The sequence below is a fragment of the Devosia oryzisoli genome, from assembly GCF_014837245.1.
In the GTDB taxonomy this organism is placed as follows: Bacteria; Pseudomonadota; Alphaproteobacteria; order Rhizobiales; family Devosiaceae; genus Devosia; species Devosia oryzisoli.
Map to the genome: position 1 here is coordinate 132,230 of NZ_JACYFU010000006.1, position 18,407 is coordinate 150,636.

At 65.9% G+C, this 18,407-nt stretch carries 18 protein-coding genes and 1 riboswitch; of the genes, 7 read left to right on the plus strand and 11 right to left on the minus strand.

Annotation, left to right across the window (positions count from 1 at the left end; all coding sequences use genetic code 11):
* Positions 1–6 precede the first annotated feature (6 nt).
* From IC608_RS17685 to IC608_RS17720, 8 genes are all read right to left on the minus strand, one after another.
* Positions 7–369 (minus strand): proton-translocating transhydrogenase family protein, encoded by a 363-nt coding sequence (locus tag IC608_RS17685; protein ID WP_191778241.1) that lies wholly within the window; start codon positions 367–369, stop codon positions 7–9.
* Positions 370–1,773 carry a Re/Si-specific NAD(P)(+) transhydrogenase subunit alpha gene (locus IC608_RS17690; RefSeq protein ID WP_191778242.1) on the minus strand — a complete coding sequence of 468 codons (1,404 nt, stop codon included), beginning with the start codon at positions 1,771–1,773 and terminating at the stop codon, positions 370–372. It abuts the gene before it with no gap.
* A gap of 61 nt (positions 1,774–1,834) precedes the next feature.
* Positions 1,835–1,948 (minus strand): aa3-type cytochrome c oxidase subunit IV, encoded by a 114-nt coding sequence (locus tag IC608_RS17695; protein ID WP_248306482.1) that lies wholly within the window; start codon positions 1,946–1,948, stop codon positions 1,835–1,837.
* A gap of 74 nt (positions 1,949–2,022) precedes the next feature.
* Positions 2,023–3,843: a M3 family oligoendopeptidase gene (locus IC608_RS17700; protein ID WP_191778245.1), complete on the minus strand. Its 1,821-nt coding sequence runs from the start codon at positions 3,841–3,843 to the stop codon at positions 2,023–2,025.
* Positions 3,844–3,910: 67 nt separating this feature from the next.
* Positions 3,911–4,669 carry a sulfite exporter TauE/SafE family protein gene (locus IC608_RS17705; protein ID WP_191778246.1) on the minus strand — a complete coding sequence of 253 codons (759 nt, stop codon included), beginning with the start codon at positions 4,667–4,669 and terminating at the stop codon, positions 3,911–3,913.
* Between the two features lie 30 nt (positions 4,670–4,699).
* Positions 4,700–6,577 (minus strand): monovalent cation:proton antiporter-2 (CPA2) family protein, encoded by a 1,878-nt coding sequence (locus IC608_RS17710; protein WP_191778248.1) that lies wholly within the window; start codon positions 6,575–6,577, stop codon positions 4,700–4,702.
* 19 nt (positions 6,578–6,596) lie between these two features.
* A complete protein-coding gene (locus IC608_RS17715) occupies positions 6,597–7,337 on the minus strand; it encodes a DUF1013 domain-containing protein (RefSeq protein WP_191778250.1) in 741 nt (246 codons plus the stop codon).
* A gap of 115 nt (positions 7,338–7,452) precedes the next feature.
* Entirely contained in the window at positions 7,453–8,475 is a 1,023-nt protein-coding gene (locus IC608_RS17720) for an NAD(P)H-quinone oxidoreductase (protein ID WP_248306483.1), read from the minus strand.
* 74 nt (positions 8,476–8,549) lie between these two features.
* Here IC608_RS17720 and IC608_RS17725 point away from each other — a divergent pair, with 74 nt between their 5' ends.
* The 3 genes from IC608_RS17725 to rcdA all read left to right on the plus strand — a co-directional run bounded on the left by IC608_RS17725 (position 8,550) and on the right by rcdA (position 9,934).
* Positions 8,550–8,732 carry a DUF1192 domain-containing protein gene (locus tag IC608_RS17725; protein WP_191778252.1) on the plus strand — a complete coding sequence of 61 codons (183 nt, stop codon included), beginning with the start codon at positions 8,550–8,552 and terminating at the stop codon, positions 8,730–8,732.
* Positions 8,733–8,932: 200 nt separating this feature from the next.
* Positions 8,933–9,142: a hypothetical protein gene (locus tag IC608_RS17730; RefSeq protein WP_191778254.1), complete on the plus strand. Its 210-nt coding sequence runs from the start codon at positions 8,933–8,935 to the stop codon at positions 9,140–9,142.
* 273 nt (positions 9,143–9,415) lie between these two features.
* Positions 9,416–9,934, plus strand: coding sequence for a protease adaptor protein RcdA (gene rcdA, locus IC608_RS17735; protein WP_345890925.1), 519 nt, complete (start codon positions 9,416–9,418; stop codon positions 9,932–9,934).
* A 78-nt stretch (positions 9,935–10,012) separates the two neighbouring features.
* On the opposite strand, the gene rpmE is transcribed toward rcdA, so the two are convergent.
* Positions 10,013–10,234 carry a 50S ribosomal protein L31 gene (rpmE, locus tag IC608_RS17740; protein ID WP_191778258.1) on the minus strand — a complete coding sequence of 74 codons (222 nt, stop codon included), beginning with the start codon at positions 10,232–10,234 and terminating at the stop codon, positions 10,013–10,015.
* 208 nt (positions 10,235–10,442) lie between these two features.
* Between rpmE and IC608_RS17745 the strand changes: the two genes are divergently transcribed.
* Positions 10,443–12,260, plus strand: coding sequence for an ABC transporter ATP-binding protein (locus IC608_RS17745; RefSeq protein ID WP_191778259.1), 1,818 nt, complete (start codon positions 10,443–10,445; stop codon positions 12,258–12,260).
* Here the strand turns inward: IC608_RS17745 and IC608_RS17750 are convergent.
* On the minus strand, positions 12,257–12,964 hold the full coding sequence (locus IC608_RS17750) for a thiamine diphosphokinase (RefSeq protein ID WP_191778261.1): 708 nt from the start codon (positions 12,962–12,964) through the stop codon (positions 12,257–12,259). The two genes, IC608_RS17745 and IC608_RS17750, sit on opposite strands and share 4 nt — an antisense overlap.
* Positions 12,965–12,985: 21 nt before the next feature.
* Positions 12,986–13,084, plus strand: a riboswitch (TPP riboswitch).
* Between the two features lie 66 nt (positions 13,085–13,150).
* On the opposite strand from IC608_RS17750, the gene thiB reads away from it, so the two are divergent.
* The 3 genes from thiB to IC608_RS17765 are packed head-to-tail and all read left to right on the plus strand — an operon-like array spanning position 13,151 to position 16,395.
* Complete coding sequence (thiB, locus tag IC608_RS17755) at positions 13,151–14,158, plus strand: thiamine ABC transporter substrate binding subunit (protein ID WP_191778263.1); 1,008 nt, start codon at positions 13,151–13,153, stop codon at positions 14,156–14,158.
* Between the two features lie 7 nt (positions 14,159–14,165).
* The gene (locus IC608_RS17760) at positions 14,166–15,773 is read left to right on the plus strand and encodes an ABC transporter permease family protein (RefSeq protein ID WP_191778265.1); all 1,608 of its coding nucleotides are present in this window, start codon (positions 14,166–14,168) and stop codon (positions 15,771–15,773) included.
* Positions 15,757–16,395, plus strand: coding sequence for an ATP-binding cassette domain-containing protein (locus IC608_RS17765; protein WP_191778266.1), 639 nt, complete (start codon positions 15,757–15,759; stop codon positions 16,393–16,395). The genes IC608_RS17760 and IC608_RS17765 overlap by 17 nt, the downstream gene beginning before the upstream one ends.
* Here the strand turns inward: IC608_RS17765 and IC608_RS17770 are convergent.
* Positions 16,392–18,398, minus strand: coding sequence for a hypothetical protein (locus tag IC608_RS17770; RefSeq protein ID WP_191778268.1), 2,007 nt, complete (start codon positions 18,396–18,398; stop codon positions 16,392–16,394). The two genes, IC608_RS17765 and IC608_RS17770, sit on opposite strands and share 4 nt — an antisense overlap.
* Positions 18,399–18,407 lie beyond the last annotated feature (9 nt).

An 18,407-nucleotide genomic window follows, 5' to 3' on the forward strand; every position in this document is an offset into this window, starting at 1 on the left:
TGGCGCTCAGCCCTTCTTCTTGTACATTGCCAGCATGCGCTGGGTCACGAGGAAGCCACCGAAGATATTCACCGACGCAAAGACGAGCGCGATGAAGCCGAACAGTTTGCTCAGCCAGCTGGCGTCGTTGGCGAGGTGGACGCCGACGGCCAGCAGGGCGCCGACCACGATGACCGAGGAGATGGCATTGGTGACGCTCATCAGCGGGGTGTGCAGCGCGGGTGTGACGCTCCAGACCACGAAGTAGCCCACGAAGATCGCCAGCACGAAGATGGCGAGGTGGAAGGTGAACGGGTCGATGGGGCCGCCGATCGCGCCATGCGCAAGGGCAGTTGCCGCGTCAGCTGCAGTGTTGGCGGACGTTTCCATCTAGTTGCCCTCCTCCGGAGCAGCAGGCTTTTTGGCTGCGGCGCGCTTGCGTGGCGCGGCGGCCTTTGGCGGCGTTTCACCGACCGCGGGGTTGGGCTGGGCGGGCGCCCGCTTGGGCCGCGAGGCTTTTGGCGGGGGGGCGGCTGCAGCAAGGACGCCGTCGGGTGCGGCAGGAGCCTTGCTGACGCTCTTGCGCGTGGGCGCTTTGGGAGCTGGCGTAGCGGCAGGCGTCGGCACAGGCGCCGGCGCGGCCGGCGTTGGGGTGGAGACAAGTGCAGCGGCGGCGGCGAGATTGGGGTGAACGACAGCGCCGTCGCGCGTCAGTACGGTCGCCTTGAGCAGTTCGTCTTCCCAATCGATGGCGAGGGTCCTGGCCTTCTTGTCGATCAGCGTGTCGAGGAAGGAGAGGAGGTTGCGGGCGTAGAGCTGGCTCGCGGTCGTCGGGATGCGCCCGGCCAGATTGGTATAGCCGATGATGGAGACGCCCTGGTGGGTGATCACCTGATCGGGGACCGTCAATTCGACATTGCCGCCGCGCTCGCCGGCGAGATCGACGATGACGGAGCCGGGGGCCATGGACTCGACCATGGCTCGAGTAACGAGTTTGGGCGCCGGCCGGCCAGGGATCAACGCAGTGGTGATGACCATGTCCTGCTTGGCGATGTGGCCTGCGACCAGTTCTGCCTGCGCAGCCTGCTCATCCGGCGTCAGTTCGCGGGCGTAGCCGCCGGTGCCCGATGCGTCCTTGAGGGCGTCGGTCATGATGAACTTGGCGCCGAGGGACTCCACCTGCTCGCCCGCGGCGGCCCGCACGTCGGTCGCCGAGACGACGGCGCCCAGGCGCTTGGCCGTGGCGATGGCCTGGAGGCCCGCCACGCCTGCGCCCATGACGAAGGCCTTTGCCGGACGCACCGTTCCAGCGGCGGTCATCATCATGGGCATGGCGCGTTCGAAGACGGCGGCCGCTTCGATGACGGCCTGATAGCCGGCCAGGTTCGCCTGGGAGGAGAGGATGTCCATGACCTGCGCGCGGGTGATGCGCGGCATGAATTCCATGGCGACGGCCGTGACGCCGGCCTGGGCAAGGGCTGCGATATCGGCCTCGTGGCCGTAGGGATCGAGCGTGCCGATGACGAGGGCGCCGGGGCGGATGCCCGTGAGCGCGGCCACGGATGGGCGGCGCACGCAGAGCAGAATATCAGCGTCGCGCAGGGCTTCGGCAGCACTTGGGACGACGGCCGCGCCGGCGGCGGCGTATTGATCGTCCGGAAAGCGAGAGAGGGCGCCTGCGCCGCTTTCGACGGCGACGTCGGCGCCCAGGGCGATCAGTTTGCCAACCGTTTCCGGGGTCGCGGCGACGCGGCTTTCGCCGAAATCGCGCTCGCGAAGCACTGCAACCTTCATGAAATCTCCTGCCGGCCTGCCGTCGGGCAGGCGCTTCATTCGTGCCCGCTGGTCGCGATGGTTATGGACTGATCAGGAAGTAGAGGATGATGACGACGACGGCCGTGGCGATCACGCTCCATTTCACACCCTGCACGAAGCCGTTGTAGGTGCGTTCGTGCTGGGCGTAGTCCATCGGGGACTCGTGGTCCAGCGGGGGATGGGGCTCGGCGTGATGGGCCATGTCGTCCTCGGTTGGTCGTCGTATCGTCAATTTGCCGCGGTGCCCTTGGGCGCGGTGGCTTCAAGTTCGTCGATCAGCCCCTCGATCATCGAGAGGCCAAGCGACCAGAATTTGGGGTCCTTCGCGTCCAGCCCGAACGGCGCGAGCAGTTCGGAATGGTGCTTGCTTCCCCCGGCCTTGAGAAGCTCGAAATAGCGCTCCGCAAAACCCTCACTGGCCTTCTCATACTGTGCGTAGAGCGAGTTCACAAGGCAGTCACCGAAGGCGTAGGCATAGACATAGAACGGGGAGTGGATGAAGTGGGGGATATAGGTCCAGAAGACCTCGTAGCCCTCGTTGGCGATGATGCTGTCGCCCAGCGATTCCGCCTGCACTTCGAGCCAGAGGGCGTTGATTTCCTCCGTGCGCAACTCGCCCTGTCGGCGGGCCGTGTGGACCTTGCGCTCGAAGGTGTAGAAGGCAATCTGCCGCACCACGGTGTTGAGCATGTCCTCGACCTTCGAGGACAGAAGCGCGAAGCGCTGCGTGGGATCGGTGGTCTTGTCGAGCAGCGAGCGGAAGGTCAGCATCTCCCCGAACACCGAAGCGGTCTCGGCCAGGGTGAGGGGCGTATTGGCGAGGATCGGACCCTGCGCGGCTGCCAGACGCTGGTGCACCCCGTGCCCCAACTCGTGCGCCAGGGTCATGATGTCGCGCGTCCGACCCATGTAGTTGAGCATGAGATAGGGATGGGCGCTGGGCACGGTCGGGTGGGCGAAGGCGCCCGAGAGCTTGCCATTGCCAGTGGGCGCGTCGATCCAGCCGGAGTTGAAGAACGGACGAGCCACCTCGGCCAGGTCGGGAGAGAAGCGGCCATAGGCGTCCAGCACCGTAGAGACGGCGGTGGTCCAGTCCCACACGCGCTCGTCGCTCGTGGGGAGCGGCGCGTTGCGATCCCAGGCGTTGAGCCTGTCCTTGCCGAACCAGCGCGCCTTCATCTTGTAGTAGCGGTGCGACAGGCGCGGATAGGCATCCTGCACGGCGCTCTGGAGGGCATCGACCACCTCGCGCTCGACCGAATTGGCCATGTGGCGGCTATCGGCGATGTCCTCGTAGCCGCGCCAGCGGTCGGAGATTTCCTTGTCCTTGGCGAGGACATTGGTGATGTGGGTGAACAGGCGGCTGTTGGCGCCCAGGGTCTTGGCCAAAGCCTTGAATGCGGCTTCGCGCTTGGCTTGGTCGCGCTCGGACAGGAGGTGAAGCGTCGATTCGAGGTTGAGTGTTTCGCCGTCGACATCGAGCTCGAGACTCGAGAGGGTCTCGTCGTAGAGCCGGTTCCAGGCGGAAAAGGCGGTCACGGACTTGTCGTGGAAGAGTTCCTCGAGCTTGTCGTCGAGCTGGTAGGGCTTGGCCTTTCTGAGGTCGGCGAACCAGGTCTTGTAGCGCGCCAGCTCCGGATCGCGATCGATGGCGGCGTCGAGATCGGCGTCGGGGATGCGATTCAGTTCGAGTTCGAAGAACAACACCTTGGTGGAGAGGGCGGTCAGCGCCTCGTTGGTGTCGCCCATAAACTTGGCACGGTCGGGGTCGGTGGATTTTTGCGCGTATTGCAGGAAGGCGTAGGAACCGATGCGGCCGGTCAGATCGCCAAGCGCTTCGCTGTCCCGGATGGCCGAGAGCAGCGTGCCGGCGCGGGTCATGTCGGCCAGCTTGCCCTTGAAGTCGGCTTCGAACTTCGCGGCCAGCCGCCGGGCCTGTTCCAGATCGGCCTTGAACTCGGCGCTGTCCTTGCCCGGATAGAGATCGGACAAGTCCCAGACCGGCAGGTCGCCAAACTGGTTGTGGCCCTTTTGTGCGGCTGCGTTCATGCGGAGCGACTCCCGAAAGTGATACCGGGGAGAAGTTTAGCCAGTGGGCAGGGCGCTGTGAAGCCAGCTAACCGGCCAGCAGCCGCGTCGAACCGTCCCAGATCAGCTGCAGGGCAAGCAGGAACACCAGCCAGTAGGCGATGCGGTAGAAGAGCCGCATGGAAATGCGGCGCACGAGATAGATGCCCAGGAACACGCCCGCAATACCGACCGGCGCCAGGGCTGCGGAGAGCGCCAGGTTGTGCACGTTGAGCTGGCCCAGGAAGAAATAGGGGATGAGCTTGGACGTGTTGACGATGGCAAAGAACACGGCCGTCGTGCCGGCATAGACGGCGGGGGCCAGCCGTCGGGGCAGGACGTAGATCTGGAAGGGCGGCCCGCCGGTGTGGGAGATGAAGCTGGTAAAACCGGCGACGGCGCCCCAGAAGCCGCCCCAGGGCTTTGAGGGGGGAAGACCTTCGAGCTTCTTGCGCAAGGGCAGGATGGCGTCGAGCACGAAGAGTAGCGTGATGATGCCCACCATCAGCAACACCATGGCGTCGCTCACAACGGCCCACAGCGCCCAGCCGATCAGCGTGCCGACGGCGGCGCCAGGCAGCATGATCTTGAGGATGTGCCAGTCGAATTCCTTGCGGTACATCCAGACGGCGACCGCATCCATGCAGAGCAGCACGGGCAGCATCATGCCGGCTGCGTCGCGGGCGGGCATGACGAGGGCCAGCAGCGGCACGCCCACAACGCCCAAGCCCCCCAGAAGTCCGGCCTTGCTGAGGCCGACGATGAGCACCGCGGTCACTGCGACCGCGACAAAGATGGGATCGGGCATGGGGGACGAATCCGGGCGGGAAAGACGGCGCTAACCGGAGCGCGGGAGCTCGTTCTTGTCAACCGCCCGATTGCCCTCGACGGCCGGCCGCACCGGTGGTTCGTCGGCCTCCATGGCGGCGTTGAGCAGGCTCATCGAGCGGCGCACCATGCCGATATAGGCCTCCCGGTCATTGCGGACGGCAAAGGAATTTTCCAAAAGCCGGGTGTCATGCTCCTCGAAGCGCCGGGCAACGACATGGGCGTCGCCCGGGTCCTGACCGAGATGGGTGAGCACACGCTCGCCGAGGCGGATGGCGGAGTGGAAGGTTTCGCGCTCGAAGAGGGTGACGCCCAGTTCCATGAGACTATGGGCGTGCTCCCGGTCGATGGCGCGGGCAGCGATGGCGACGCCGGGGAAATGGCGCCGCACATTGCGCGCCACTTCGAGGATCCGCTCGCCGCCACCAACGGCGATGATGACGAGATCGGCGCTGGCCACGCCGGCGGCGTGCAGCAATTCGGTGCGCGAGGCGTCGCCATAGAAGACCTTGACGCCGAAGCGGCGCACCAGCTCGATCTGGGCCGCGTCGTCGTCGATCAGGGTCATCTCAAATCCCTGGCTGCGCAGCATGCGGGTGACGATCTGGCCGAAGCGGCCGTAGCCGAGGACGACGATGCGGCGGTTCTCGGTGATTTCCTCGCCAACTTCCTGTCGCACACGGCGACGGTCGAGGCGCGGCGCGACCAGGCGATCGAAGCCCAGCAGCAGCAGCGGCGTGGTGGCCATGGAGAGGGCAACGGCGACGGTGAACAGCGCGTGCAGGTCGTTCCCCAAAGCGCCGGTGGTGTTGGCGAATTGCATGACGACGAAGGCAAATTCGCCTGTCTGGCTCAGCAGGATGGCCAGGAGCAGCCGGTCGGCCCGGTGCATCTTGAACAGGGTCGCGAGCAGGTAAAGGATGACGAACTTGGTGGCGACGACGCCAACCACGATGACCGCCAGTTGGGCGGGGTGGGCCAGGAATTCGGTGAATGAGATCGACATTCCCACCGAAATGAAGAACAGCCCGAGCAGGAGGCTCTTGAAGGGCTGGAGATTGCTTTCGAGCTCGTGACGGTATTCGCTGTCGGCAAGCAGAACGCCGCCAACGAACGCGCCAAGGGCTGGGGAAAGCCCGAGGCGCTCGGTGCCCAGCGCCGCGCCGATCACCAGCGCCAGGGCGAGGGCCGTAAAAATCTCCCGCACGCCGGCGCGGGCGACGAACCGCAATAAGGGCCGGACCACATAGCGGCCGCCGAGGATCGCACCGACGAACACCGCGATCAGCGATGCGGACGTGAACCAGAAATCGGGGTGCTCGACTTGCGCGACGGCTTTGGTCAGTTCCGCGTCAACGCGGACGGGCGTGGTGGCCAGCGCGAGAAGCGGAATGGCGGCCATGATCGGGATCACGGCGACGTCCTGCACCAGAAGGACGGCCAGGCTCGAGCGCCCGGCGTCGGTGCGGGTGATATCGCGCTGTTCGGCCGACTGCATGGCAATGGCCGTGGAGGACATGGAGAAGGCCAGGCCCACGATCACGGCCGTGTTGAGCGAGAAGCCTCCGAGGGTGAGGACCGAGACCAGCACGATGGTCGTCAGGACCATTTGCGGCAGCCCCAGGCCCATGACGCGCGTGCGCATGCGCCAAACCTCGCGCGGGCGGAGATCGAGCCCGATCAGGAACAGCATCAGGACGATGCCGAACTCGGCAATGGCCCGGATGGTGTCTGTGTCGGTGAGCAGGCGAAGGCCGTAGGGGCCGATCAGTATACCGGTGACAAGATAGCCGAGCACCGTGCCAAGGCCCGCCGCCTTGGCCAGCGGGACGAGTGCCACGCTGGCCGCGAGCAGGGCAAAGATGGCCAGCAGAAGGTTGTTTTCCATCCCGCCGGCCCTTGTTCGATTATTCGTCGCTGGTGTCGGACTTGAGCGACTTGAGCTTGGCAAAGACCGAATCGGCGTCGAGTTCTTCGTCCGCGTCGCGGCTGCGGCTGCCCGAGCCCATATCCTCGAAAGGATTGTCGGCTTCATGCGTGCCGCCCGAATGGCCACCGGCGCGAGCCAACGCTTCCTCGGCAGTCATCAGGGTCGTGCCTTCGGCCAGATCGGCCTGGGCCGGAGCATCCTTGGAGGCGCGCTTGACCTCGAGGTCGAGGTCGATCTGACTGCACAGGCCCAGCGTCACCGGGTCCATCGCCGTCAGGTTGGCCGAGTTCCAGTGGGTATTCTCGCGCACCGAGTCGATGGTGGACTTGGTGGTGCCAACCAGACGCATGATCTGGGCGTCTTTGAGTTCGGGGTGGTTGCGCACCAGCCACTTGATGGCATTCGGACGTTCGTTGCGGCGCGAAATCGGGGTGTAGCGCGGACCCTTGCGCTTGGGTGCGGCGACGCGAACCTTGGGCTCGCTGACCTTCATGCGATAATTCGGATCGGCCTCGGCCTTTTCGATTTCCTCGCGCGTGAGCTGTCCGTTCTGCACCGGGTTGACGCCCATGATGCCATTGGCGACGTCACCATCGGCGATGCCCTGCACCTCGAGCGGGTGTAGCGTGCAGAAGGCGGCGATCTGATCGAACGACAGAGCGGTGTTGTCCACCAGCCAGACGGCGGTCGCCTTGGGCATCAACAGGGACTGGGACATAGCTAAATTTCTCCTGGTGGCGCGGCCGGTCTTCCTCCGGGCCGCTCCGCCTCTTGGCCAAATGCTGAGGGGGAACTGCGCGCAATATAGAATTTTGCGCGCTTTTCCGCAATGACTAAGTGCCGTCCCCGGCGGCACCAAAGGCCGTCACCAACACCAATTTTCCGCGATGGCCGCGTGTTTCCATCAGGCGGTGCGCGCCGGCCGCGTCGTCGAGCGGGAATCGCTCGATGTGGGGCTTGATCCATTCCGGAGAGTTGAGGGCAGGCAGGAGATCGGCACGGATGCGCGCGGCGATGGTGGCCTTGGTGGCGGCGTCCTGCGGGCGCAGGGTGGAGCCCGACAGGGTCAGCTCCTTGGCCATCATCTTGCGCAGGGAGATCGTGGCGGAGGCATTGCCGAGGGTGGCGATCTGGACGATGTGGCCGCGCCGCGCCGAAAGATCGATGTTGGTTGCCGCCATGTCCCCGCCGATGAGATCGACGACGCGGTCGACGCCCTTGCCATCCGTTATGGCCATGACGCGCTCGATGAGGTCCTCCCGGGTTCGGTCGATGGACGCAACGGCGCCGAGGGCGCGGCAGTAAGCGGCCTTTTCCGGGCTCGAGACGACGGCGATGGCACGCGCGCCCAGGATGGCACAGATCTGGATGGCGGCGCCGCCGATGCCGCCCGAGCCTCCATGCACCAGGACAGTCATCCCGGGAGCGAGAGCGGCGCGCATGACGAGGGTCTGGGTGACGGTGAACCAGGTTTCGGGGAGGGCCGCGGCTTCGGCGAGGGACCAGTTCTGCGGGACGGGCAGCACCTGCCCGGCGGGTACGGCGACGTATTCGGCGTAGCCCCCGCCATTGGTGAGCGCCATGACCCGGTCGCCCTCGCGCCAGCCCGAGACGGTCTTGCCGCATGCGGCAATGACGCCGGCGACTTCCAAGCCGGGCAGGGGCGAGGCGCCGGGGGGCGGATCGTAGTGGCCGCGGCGCTGGGCGAGATCAGGCCCGTTGACGCCTGCCGCCGCGACGCGGATCAGGACATCATCGGGGCCGGCGGCGGGCAGGGGACCTATCCGGGGCTGCAGGACGTCCGGATCGCCGGGCTGGGTGATGGCTATGGCGCGCATGGTGGAGGCTTGGGTCATGCCGCAAGCATGGCGCGGCAGGACTTGCCGGGCAAGGGCGGCTTGGTCATTCTGGCCCCAAAGGAGACGGCAGCATGGATGAAGAGACGGTCAAGCGCCCGAAGGCGCACGAAATTGGGATGATGCTCGACGCGCTTTCCGTGTCGGAACTGGAAGAGCGGATTGCTGTGCTGGAGGGCGAGATTGCGCGGCTGCGAGCCGCCATCGCTGCCAAGGGCGACAGCCGCAAGGCGGCCGAGGCGGCGTTCAAATTATAGAGGTATGTTAAGGTGATGGCACCAAAGCGGAAGAAGAAGCGTTCTCTCCACCGAGCCCATTAGGCTTAACCCAAAGTTGGTATTCAGCCTTCCGCCGCTCGGGATTACCTTGGGCGTCATGGAAGGCGCGCAGCGATCGGACGATCCGGCGACGGGCGCCCGAGCCATGCGCAGACCCTTTCTGACAAGGAGTATCGGGTATGGTGCGGCAGAATGACGTTATTCTCGAAGGTGTGAAACCGGCGGAAGTCGAGCGGCTTCGCGAGCTGGCTGAAGGCGCTGTGCTCTCGTCACCAGGGCAGTTGATGCCGCTGGCGGCCAAGGGTTGGATCGACGTGATCGAGGGTATTCCCCTCATTACCCTCACTGGCCGCACCCTGCTTGATCGGGCTGACCATCGCGTGCGCTGAGCACAGGGTTAAGAAATCGACTCCTGTTAAGAGCCGATTAACATCTTCACGGTAAGGTATCGTTATTCAGAGTTTTCTGGATTTTTCAGAGCGGTTCTCCCTCTGTTTGACGCCTCCCTGTTAACTTCGAGAGCCGTGAATTCGCGGCTCTTTTTCTTTTTCTGGCAGGGCGTTGCCGGCAACACGCTTAAACCACTTTTTGACGATAGGTCCGGCCGTGAGGTGACGGTGCCGAACGATGGCGCTACGATGCGCTCATCCGTTGGAGGTCCCGTGGCAGAGCAAGGCGAACACAATCCCACCATTTCGCTCGGGCCGCGCATCGTGTCCTCGGGTGGGTTTGATGCGCTTTATCGCGAGGGCATGGGCCTGATCGAGGAGGTCGCCTCCTATCTTGATAGCCAGGGGCGCATCGAAAGCCGCGTGCTGCCGCGCGAGGCGGGTTTCCTCTACGCTACCGAATCCATGCGCCTGACCACGCGCCTGATGCAGATCGCAAGCTGGCTGTTGCTGCAGCGCGCCGTCAACGAAGGCGAGATCAGCCGCGAAAATGCGCGGGCGGAGAAGGAAAAGGTCAAGTTCTCGGCCACGCCCTCCGAGCGTGGCGGACCGGGTTACGATCAACTGCCGACGCAATTGCGCGGGTTCATCGACAAGGGCGACCGCCTATTTGATCGCGTCACGCAACTCGACCTGCTCGAGCGCGGCAGCGTGCCGGTGCAGCCGGAGTTGGCGGCCAACGGTATTGCCGACCAGTTCAACCGGCTGCGCGCCGCCTTCAGCGATCGCTGACGGCCGACGCAAAGTTTTTCGCGCAAACAAAAAGCCCGGCGCAGGGCCGGGCTTTTAAAAACTCTCTTGCGGATGGGCTTAGATGCCCAGACCCTTGAAGCGTTCCTTGAACTTGGAAACGCGGCCGCCGCGGTCCATCAGCTGGCCGGTGGTGCCGGTCCAGGCGGGGTGGGTCTTGGAATCGATGTCGAGCTGCAGCGTGTCGCCTTCCTTGCCGTAGGTCGAACGGGTCTGGTAGGTCGTGCCGTCGGTCATCACCACGTTGATGGTGTGGTAGTCGGGGTGGATATCGCTTTTCATCGTGGCGCCTCAAATCAAACGGGCGCCGCGGCGCCCGGAGAGCAGGAAACTTCGTTGGTCGGCTTCCTACAGCAATGATCCTGGTTCTGCAAGGGCGGCGCAGCGGCAATTTTGCCCAGAGCCTGCCGGTTGCGGGGGCAGGGGCCAGGGCCTATATGGGACGCGGCTGCTCAAGGCGGTCCTGCGAAACCAGCCCGGCTGAACCATCATGACCGACCAGGCCGTGCCGATCCAGGCAGACCCCGAAAAGATCGCCACCCCGCCGCGCCTTTCGCCCAAGCGCCTGAGACCGCTGCGCCGCCTCAGCCCGTTCGTGTTCGCCTATCCCGTGCGCCTGGGTCTGACGGTGCTGTTTCTGCTGGTTTCAGCCGTTTCCTCGCTCGCCATTCCAGCCGTGATGGGCGGGGCCATCGACGAGGGCTTCGTGGCACAGAACCTCGACAAGGTGAGCAGCTACGGCGCGCTCATTATCGGGGTGGCCGCCATCATGGCGCTGGCGAGCGGCGCGCGCTTCTATTTTATTTCCGTCATTGGCGAGCGTGTTCTGGCCGATCTCCGCCAGGCAGCCTTCTCGCACCTCCTCGCGCTGGACACGCGCTTTTTCGACACCCACCGGGTGGGGGAACTGACCAGCCGCCTCAATGGCGACGTGGCACTGGTGCGCAGCGCCATCGGCTCGAGCTTCTCGCTTGCCCTGCGCTCGATGGTGACCATCATCGGCGCCCTCATCATGATGATCCTGACCAGTCCGGTGCTGACGCTGGCTGTCGTCGTGGCGGCCCCGGCGATCCTTATCCCCGTCGTGGCGTATTCGCGGCGGCTGCGGGGCATGTCGCGCAAGACGCAGGATGCGCTGGCCGACCTTTCCGCCATGGCGACCGAGATGCTGGGCTCGACGCGCACGGTCAAGGCGTTCACGCAGGAAAACGAACAGTCGCGCATCTACGAAGAGCGCAGCGAGGCCAGCTACCAGGCCGAGGTCAAACGGCTGGGGGCACGGGCCATTCTGGTCGGCCTTGTCATCTTCCTCGGCACCTGTGCGCTGGTGGGCCTGGTGTGGTGGGGTGCCCGCTCGGTCTTTGCCGGCACCGTGACGGCCGGGCAGCTGACGCAGTTCCTCGTCTATGCCCTGATGGCCTCCGGCGCGCTGACCAACGTGTCGGAGGTGTTCGGTTCGCTGCAGACAGTTGCCGGGGCGACGGAGCGCATCACCGAAATTTTGGATACCGAAGCGGCAATCCGCGATCCGGCGCGACCGCAGGACCTGCCGACGCCGCCGCTGGGTACCGTGGAGTTCGACCATGTCGATTTCTCCTATGGCGGCCCAGCGGGAGACCCCGTTCTCCATGACCTGAGCTTCACAGTGGACAGGGGAGAGACCGTCGCGCTGGTAGGGCCGTCTGGTTCGGGCAAGTCGACCACATTGTCCCTGCTGCAGCGCTTCTATGACGTAACGTCGGGTACCATCCGCGTCGATGGCAAGGACGTGCGGGACGTACGGCTTTCCGCCCTGCGGCAGCGCTTCGCCTATGTGGAACAGGAGCCCACCATCTTTGCCGGTTCGGTGGCCGACAACATCCGGTTCGGCAAGCCGGAGGCGACGATGGACGAGGTCGTCACCGCCGCCAAGGCGGCACTGGTGCACGATTTCGTCTCGGAACTGCCGCTCGGTTACGACACCATGGTCGGCGAGCGCGGCATCATGCTCTCGGGCGGACAGAAACAGCGGCTGGCCATCGCCCGCGCCATCCTGAAAAACGCGCCGATCCTGCTGCTCGACGAGGCGACCAGCGCCCTTGATGCGCAGAGCGAGCGGCTGGTGCAGCAGGCGCTCGAGCATCTTATGAGCGGTCGCACGACGCTGGTTATTGCCCATCGGCTCGCCACGATCCGGGACGCCAACACCATCCTGGTGCTCGATGGCGGGCGCATCATCGACCATGGCACGCATGACGAGCTGGTGGCAAAGGGTGGCCGCTATGCCGAACTGGCCCGGCTGCAATTCCGCATGGAAGAGCCAGCCTAGGCGCTATCGGCGCAGCAGATCGCCATGAGGTCCCAGAGGCGCTGGCGACCGAGGATCAACATCCAGGGCGTTTCGTCATTGGGGACGATCTCGATCCGTCCGCCCATGCCCTCATTGGACGTGCCGAGCAGGCCTCCGGGCTCCAGCGTCAAGCCGTCGAGCGGGTAGAGCAGCCCCGTCGAGCGGCGGAAGCGGATGGGGAGCAGCGGGTGGACCGAGACCCGTTCGCGGTGATGGGCATCAAATCCGAAGGCGCCCACCGTGGTCAGCGCCACATCCACCTCGTCCACCAGCAAGGTGCTTCGTTCTGGAGCGGCCTGAAGTACGGCGCTGAGGGCGGCGAGCGTATGATCGAGGCGCTTGCCGGTCATGCCCAGGGCCAGGGTCAGCGGCGCGCGGGTGGAATAGAGGGCTTTCTGGAAATCGGTGGTGATCTGTTCGGGGATGTGGACGACGCGCGTGCGCTGCTCCCAGTCGCGCCGATCGAACAGGGAATCGAGATCGCCCACGATGGCGTCGGGGACCAGCCCCGCCGCGCCGATGGCGTCGCCGCCGCCGTCGGCGCCGACCAGCGCCACGTCGCGCTCGGCCAGGTCGCGCAGCAGGCCATGATCCACCACGCCGCCCCCGACGATGGCGATCGGGCGGTCAAACAGCATGGGCAGGGGAGAGGTGTTGTCCGGGGTAGGGGATTGCACTGTCACAATTCTCTCAATATGGTCCGAGCCGTCTCGCTGGGGTGTTCCGGTTGCTGCCGGAGCTGAGAGTTACCCATAGAACCTGAACCAGGTCATGCTGGCGGAGGAAGTTCGAGATGGCAAGGGCACCAGCGTGCCCGGACCATTGACGCATCCCTTCACCCATGGCCGCAAAGCAAGAAGGAATGACCGATGGTCAGTTTCGCTTCCAAGGCGCTTGCGGTCGTCACGCTCGGTCTTCTGACCGTTTCGGCGTTGGCGCAGGACAAGCCCACGCTCACCGTCTACACCTATGATGGCTTCGCGGCCGACTGGGGACCCGGCCCGAAGCTCAAGGAAGGCTTCGAAGCCCAATGCGGCTGCACGCTCAACTGGGTGGCGGCCGACAGCTCCATCGGCACGCTGCGGCGTGTGCAACTGGAAGGCGACACAACCGAGGCCGACCTGATCGTCGGGCTCGACCAGTCGATTGCCGGCGAGGCCCGGACGACGGGTCTGTTCGCCGAACACGGCCTCGACCTTGGTGGTCTCGCCCTTCCCGAGACGTGGAGCGACGCGGAATTCGTGCCGTTCGACTATTCCCATTTCGCCTTCATGTACCACAGCGATACCATGGCCGAACCGCCCCGGTCCTTCGAGGACCTGATCGCGCTTCCGGACGATGTGAAGATCGCCATCCAGGATCCACGCTCGGCCACGCCGGGCCTGGGGCTGCTGCTCTGGGTCAAGGCCGCCTATGGGGATCGGGCTGAAGAGATCTGGAAGGGGCTCAAGCCGCACATTCTGACGGTCACGCGCGAGTGGAGCGAGAGCTATTCGCTGTTTCTCGAAGGCGAAGCCGACATGGTGCTCTCCTACACCACCTCGCCGGCCTACCACATCGTCGAGGAGGACGACGACACCATCAAGGCGGCGCTGTTTGACGAGGGGCACTATCCGCAGATCGAGGTGGCGGGGGTGCTGAAGTCATCGCCGCACCAGGATCTGGCGCGGCAGTTCCTGACCTATCTCACCTCTGCCGAGGCGCAGGCGATCATTCCCACGACCAACTGGATGTTCCCAGTGGTTGATCTGGGGGATGGGCTGGACCCGGCCTTTGCCGGCCTGCCGCAGCCGGACAAAACGCTGAGCCTGCCTGAAGAGGACATCGTTGCGCACTCGGCCGACTGGATCGCCGAAATGCTGGCCGCGATCCAATAGGCGGCACGTGGCGCAGGTCCCCCCGACCATCCTGCCCCGCCGGCCCTGGCGGCTGATCATGGCGAGCGTTCTGGCGCTCGCCATTGCCGGGCTCATCGCGGCCGTCCTCTGGTCCATCCTGGCGGCGGCGCGTGAGGGGGGCGGAGCCTCGCGCGTCGACATTTTCCACCTTCTGCGCATGACCGCGCTTCAGGCGGGTCTCACCATGGTGCTGTCGCTGGTGGTGGGTCTGGCGCTCGCCTGGTCGCTCAACCGGCTGCGCTTTTGGGGGCGGGACTTGGTGGTGGCGCTGTTTTCCTCGGCCATCGTGACGCCCGGCATGGTTGTGGCGTTCGGCATCCTCACCGTGTTCGGTCGCAATGGCTGGATCAACCGGGCCAGCCAGGCCCTGTTCGGCTGGGCGCCGGAGAGCCCTGCCTATGGGTTGGGTGGGATCCTGCTCGCGCATGTGATCCTCGACGGCGCCTTTGCCGCCCGGGTGCTCCTGGCGCGGCTCGACGCCATTGCGCCCGATCGTCTCAAGGTCGGGCAATCGTTGGGGCTGTCGGCCACAAAGCGTTTCGTCCTCATCGACTGGCCCGCGATGCGGGGAACGCTGCCCGGGCTGGGCGCCATCATCTTCCTTCTCGCCTTCACCAGTTTTCCCATCGTGTTGCTGCTCGGTGGCGGGCCGGCCAACCAGACGCTGGAGGTGGCCATCTATTCGGCGGTGCGGCTCGATTTCGACCTGCTGGGCGCCGTACGGCTGGCACTGACGCAGATGGCGGTGTGCGCGCTCGTCATCATGGTGGCGTCGGCAGTCAACCCCATTGCGGCAGCTCCCGGGCGCTCGAACGCGGCGCGATGGGCGGATGGCGGTTGGGCGCGCGTCGCCCAGGCTCTTATTCTGTGCCTTGGGACGATCGGCTTTGCGCTGCCGCTGGTTTCCGTCCTGATCGACGGGCTGGGGAGCGGCCTCGCGCGCGTGCTCGGGCAGGGGGCGTTCTGGCAGGCGGCGGCCACGAGTCTGTGGGTCGGCGGGACTTCGGCGCTGGTCACCCTGCTTCTCGCGCTGGCGGTGGCGACGGGGCGCGCCGCGGTGGCAGGGCGCCTGCCCCGGATCCTCCTCGGCCTGCCGGCTTACGCCTATCTCGCCGTGCCGGCGGTGGTGCTGTCGCTGGGGTTCTTCCTTCTGGTGCGGGCGCTGGGCCTGAGGCCTGCCGACGCCGCAGCGCCCGTGGTCATCCTGGGTAACAGCCTCCTTTCCCTCCCGTTTGCCCTTGCGACGCTCGGACCGCCGCTCGAGGCCATCGTGCGGCGGCGCGGCAAGCTCATCCGTTCGCTCGGGCTCGATGGCTGGCAGCAGTTCTGGCAGATCGAGTATCCGCTCCTGGGCCGCGACATCGGCCTGATGCTGGCGCTGGCGTTCTGCTTCTCCCTTGGCGATCTCGGGGTCATCGCCTTGTTCGGAACCCAGGATTTTCAGACCCTGCCGCTCATGATGTTCCGCGCCCTGGGGGCCTATCGCAACAACGATGCCGCGGCCATCGCGGCCCTTCTGCTGGTCGGCACCATCGTGGCCTTTGCGGCACTGCCATGGCTGTTTGAAAGGATTGCGCATGCTTCGCGCCGATGACCTGCGCTTTGCCTACCCCGGGCAAAGGCAGGGATATGATTTCAGCTTCACGGCCGAGCCGGGCGAAATCACCGCCGTGTCGGGAAGCAGCGGATCGGGCAAATCGACGCTGCTGGATCTGCTCGCCGGTTTCGCCAGGCCGCAGTCGGGCGCCCTGACGCTCGACGGAGCCAGCCTGCTGCCCCTGCCGCCCGAGAGGCGGCCGGTGTCGCTGCTGCTGCAATCGGACAATCTGTTCGACCACATCAGCGCAGCCGAGAACGTGGCGCTGGGCCTGCCTTCGGGGACCAGCAGGACGGAGCGCGACGCGGCGGTGGCGAGGGCGCTCGCCGAAGTGGGGCTTGAAGGGGTGGGGCCGCAACGGGCCTCGACCCTGTCGGGTGGGCAAAAGCAGCGCGTGGCGCTGGCGCGCACACTGCTCCGGTCGCGCCCCGTTCTGCTGCTCGACGAACCGTTCTCGGCGCTCGACGACGAGACGCGCGAGACGGTGCGGGCGCTGATCGCTCGGCTGACCGCACAGCAGGGGTGGCACACGGTTCTTGTGAGCCACCACATCGACGACATCGCAGCGGTGGCGCAGCGACACTACCGGCTCGTGGACGGGCGGCTGCTGCCGAGCTAACCCTGGTCCTGCCAGGCGCCGATGACCTTGTCGAACAGGGCTTCGGTCTCCGCATCCTTCTCAAGCGTCAGGATGGCGTTGCGGCCGGTTCCGTAGACCACCGCCAGGTCGAGCCAGCGCCGGTTCTCAAGCAGATCGAGATTGGTCTTCTCGTCCTCTTCGGAGGCGCTGAGGGCAAAGAGGAACGAGTTGCCGACGACGCGCGCCGACGCGCCCACGAGAGGCGTGCCCGGAACGAGTTCCTCGTTCTTGAGCAGTACGCCCGGCAGGCTCGAGATCGACCCGCCCACAAAGGTGTCCGGCACGTCGAAGTTCACCTCCATGAGGTGGCTGGCGGGAAGGCTGGGATCGGCATTCTTGCGGATGGTCAGCGAGACGCCGAGATTGCGGGCGGGGATGCTGGCCTTGGCGATCAAGGTCGGCTCGCCGATCTCGTCCTCGCCCTCGCTCCATTCCACGGTGCCCGAGAAGGGTACCGCGCCGCTGCGGCCATCGGTCGAGGCTTCGAGCAGCAGGGACTGGTTTCCGGCGAGAACGGAGGGATCGACGCTGTTTTGTGGGTCCTGGATGGCCGCGATGCTGGTATCGGCGCCTGAGAGACGCTCCTCGGTCTTGACCTCGTCATTCTCGATCGAGGGCAGGACGTTTGCCGGATCGGTCGCCTCGGCCGGGACGGGTGTCGGGGCGAGCCGGTCCTCGGTTTCAAGGCCTTCGAGCGCGTTGGTGGGTTCGGTGGCGGTCGTCGTTGCGGTGTTGCCCGGGCCGGCGGCGTCGGGATCGGCATTGGCGACATCTGTCGCGGGCGTCGTGGCCGCCGGCGCGTCCATGGTGGGCGTGTTCGGCGTGGTGGCGGGGGCAGCCGTCTCGGTCACGGCCGGCTGGGCCTGGCCGAACATCTGGTCGAGATCGACGTAGCCTTCGCGCCAGGCCCAGAAGCCCGCGCCGCCGACACCGGCGAGCAAGACGGCAAATACGACGAGGAAGATGGTGAGGCCTGCGCCCGAACGCGTTTCGGCATCGGCCGCGGCAAATGACTCGTCGCCAGTGGCGGGGCTGGCCGGTTCGGAAAGGCTCCGGTCAGGCAAGGCTTCCGTCGGTTCCCCCCGAGCCTCGCGATCCAGGGTTTCGATGGCGCGTTTGACGGCGCCTTCGGCTTCGAGCGCTTCCTCGCTCTCGAGTTCCACTTCGCGCACGGTGGACAGCGCCGGCTCGACGGGCGCACTGATCGGCGAATTCATGATGGGCGCGGTCGCGGTGCGTGGCGAGAACGTCGCTGCCGGAATGGCTACGGCTGCCGGCGGATCGACAGGGGCAGCGCGCGTGGGCGTGGTTGGCGAAAGGGCGATCGCTGCCGCCGGGGTGGCGCGCGGCGGGACCGGCTTGACGAAGGCCGTGATCTTGGCCGCTGCCGGAGGCGGAGCGAAGACCTGTGGCACGGGGGCAGACTGTTCCACATCGGTGCCGCCAACGGCGGCCGCCTCGGCGATAATGTCCTCTATGGAGCGCGGCGAGGGTTCGACGGGTGGTTCAGGTTCGGCGGCCGGTTCCGGTTCGCTGCGTTGTTCGCTGGCGGGTGGTGCGATGTCCGCCGGGGCGGATGCCCTCGTTTCGCCACGCGGGAGCTCCTCGGCCGCAGCCGCCGCCTCGGGCGCGGGTTCGACGACAGGCGCAGCCACTTCCACCGGCGTGGGCTCGGGTTCAGGCGCGGGAGCAGCAGGAGCCGGTTGAGGCCGTGAAGCCGGCATCGCAGGCCGCGTGCCCAGCACGTTGTCGCGCCCGAGGCTGATGACCGCCTCGCTGGCTTCCTGCTCCACCTGGCGGATGCAATCTTCGAGCTGAAGACGGTGCTGGGTGATCTCGCGCGCGGGCAACGGCGGCTGGATTGCCCGCAACTGTCCCACCAGAGCCGACCGTGCCTTTTCATAGACCGCGCGCCGGGCGGCCCCGTTATTCTCGGGCAGCGCCGAGATGGCCCGGCGTAACAGCTCCTTGTAATCGGCCATTGGCTACTT

Coding starts and splice junctions, on each gene's coding strand:
- IC608_RS17725 (WP_191778252.1), top strand. CDS start 8,550: ATGGATGAAGAGACGGTCAAGCGCCCGAAGGCGCACGAAATTGGGATG.
- rpmE (WP_191778258.1), bottom strand. CDS start 10,234: ATGAAAAGCGATATCCACCCCGACTACCACACCATCAACGTGGTGATG.
- IC608_RS17715 (WP_191778250.1), bottom strand. CDS start 7,337: ATGTCCCAGTCCCTGTTGATGCCCAAGGCGACCGCCGTCTGGCTGGTG.
- IC608_RS17765 (WP_191778266.1), top strand. CDS start 15,757: ATGCTTCGCGCCGATGACCTGCGCTTTGCCTACCCCGGGCAAAGGCAG.
- IC608_RS17695 (WP_248306482.1), bottom strand. CDS start 1,948: ATGGACTACGCCCAGCACGAACGCACCTACAACGGCTTCGTGCAGGGT.
- IC608_RS17685 (WP_191778241.1), bottom strand. CDS start 369: ATGGAAACGTCCGCCAACACTGCAGCTGACGCGGCAACTGCCCTTGCG.
- IC608_RS17710 (WP_191778248.1), bottom strand. CDS start 6,577: ATGGAAAACAACCTTCTGCTGGCCATCTTTGCCCTGCTCGCGGCCAGC.
- IC608_RS17700 (WP_191778245.1), bottom strand. CDS start 3,843: ATGAACGCAGCCGCACAAAAGGGCCACAACCAGTTTGGCGACCTGCCG.
- IC608_RS17770 (WP_191778268.1), bottom strand. CDS start 18,398: ATGGCCGATTACAAGGAGCTGTTACGCCGGGCCATCTCGGCGCTGCCC.
- IC608_RS17690 (WP_191778242.1), bottom strand. CDS start 1,773: ATGAAGGTTGCAGTGCTTCGCGAGCGCGATTTCGGCGAAAGCCGCGTC.
- IC608_RS17730 (WP_191778254.1), top strand. CDS start 8,933: ATGGTGCGGCAGAATGACGTTATTCTCGAAGGTGTGAAACCGGCGGAA.
- IC608_RS17705 (WP_191778246.1), bottom strand. CDS start 4,669: ATGCCCGATCCCATCTTTGTCGCGGTCGCAGTGACCGCGGTGCTCATC.
- IC608_RS17720 (WP_248306483.1), bottom strand. CDS start 8,475: ATGACCCAAGCCTCCACCATGCGCGCCATAGCCATCACCCAGCCCGGC.
- thiB (WP_191778263.1), top strand. CDS start 13,151: ATGGTCAGTTTCGCTTCCAAGGCGCTTGCGGTCGTCACGCTCGGTCTT.
- IC608_RS17745 (WP_191778259.1), top strand. CDS start 10,443: ATGACCGACCAGGCCGTGCCGATCCAGGCAGACCCCGAAAAGATCGCC.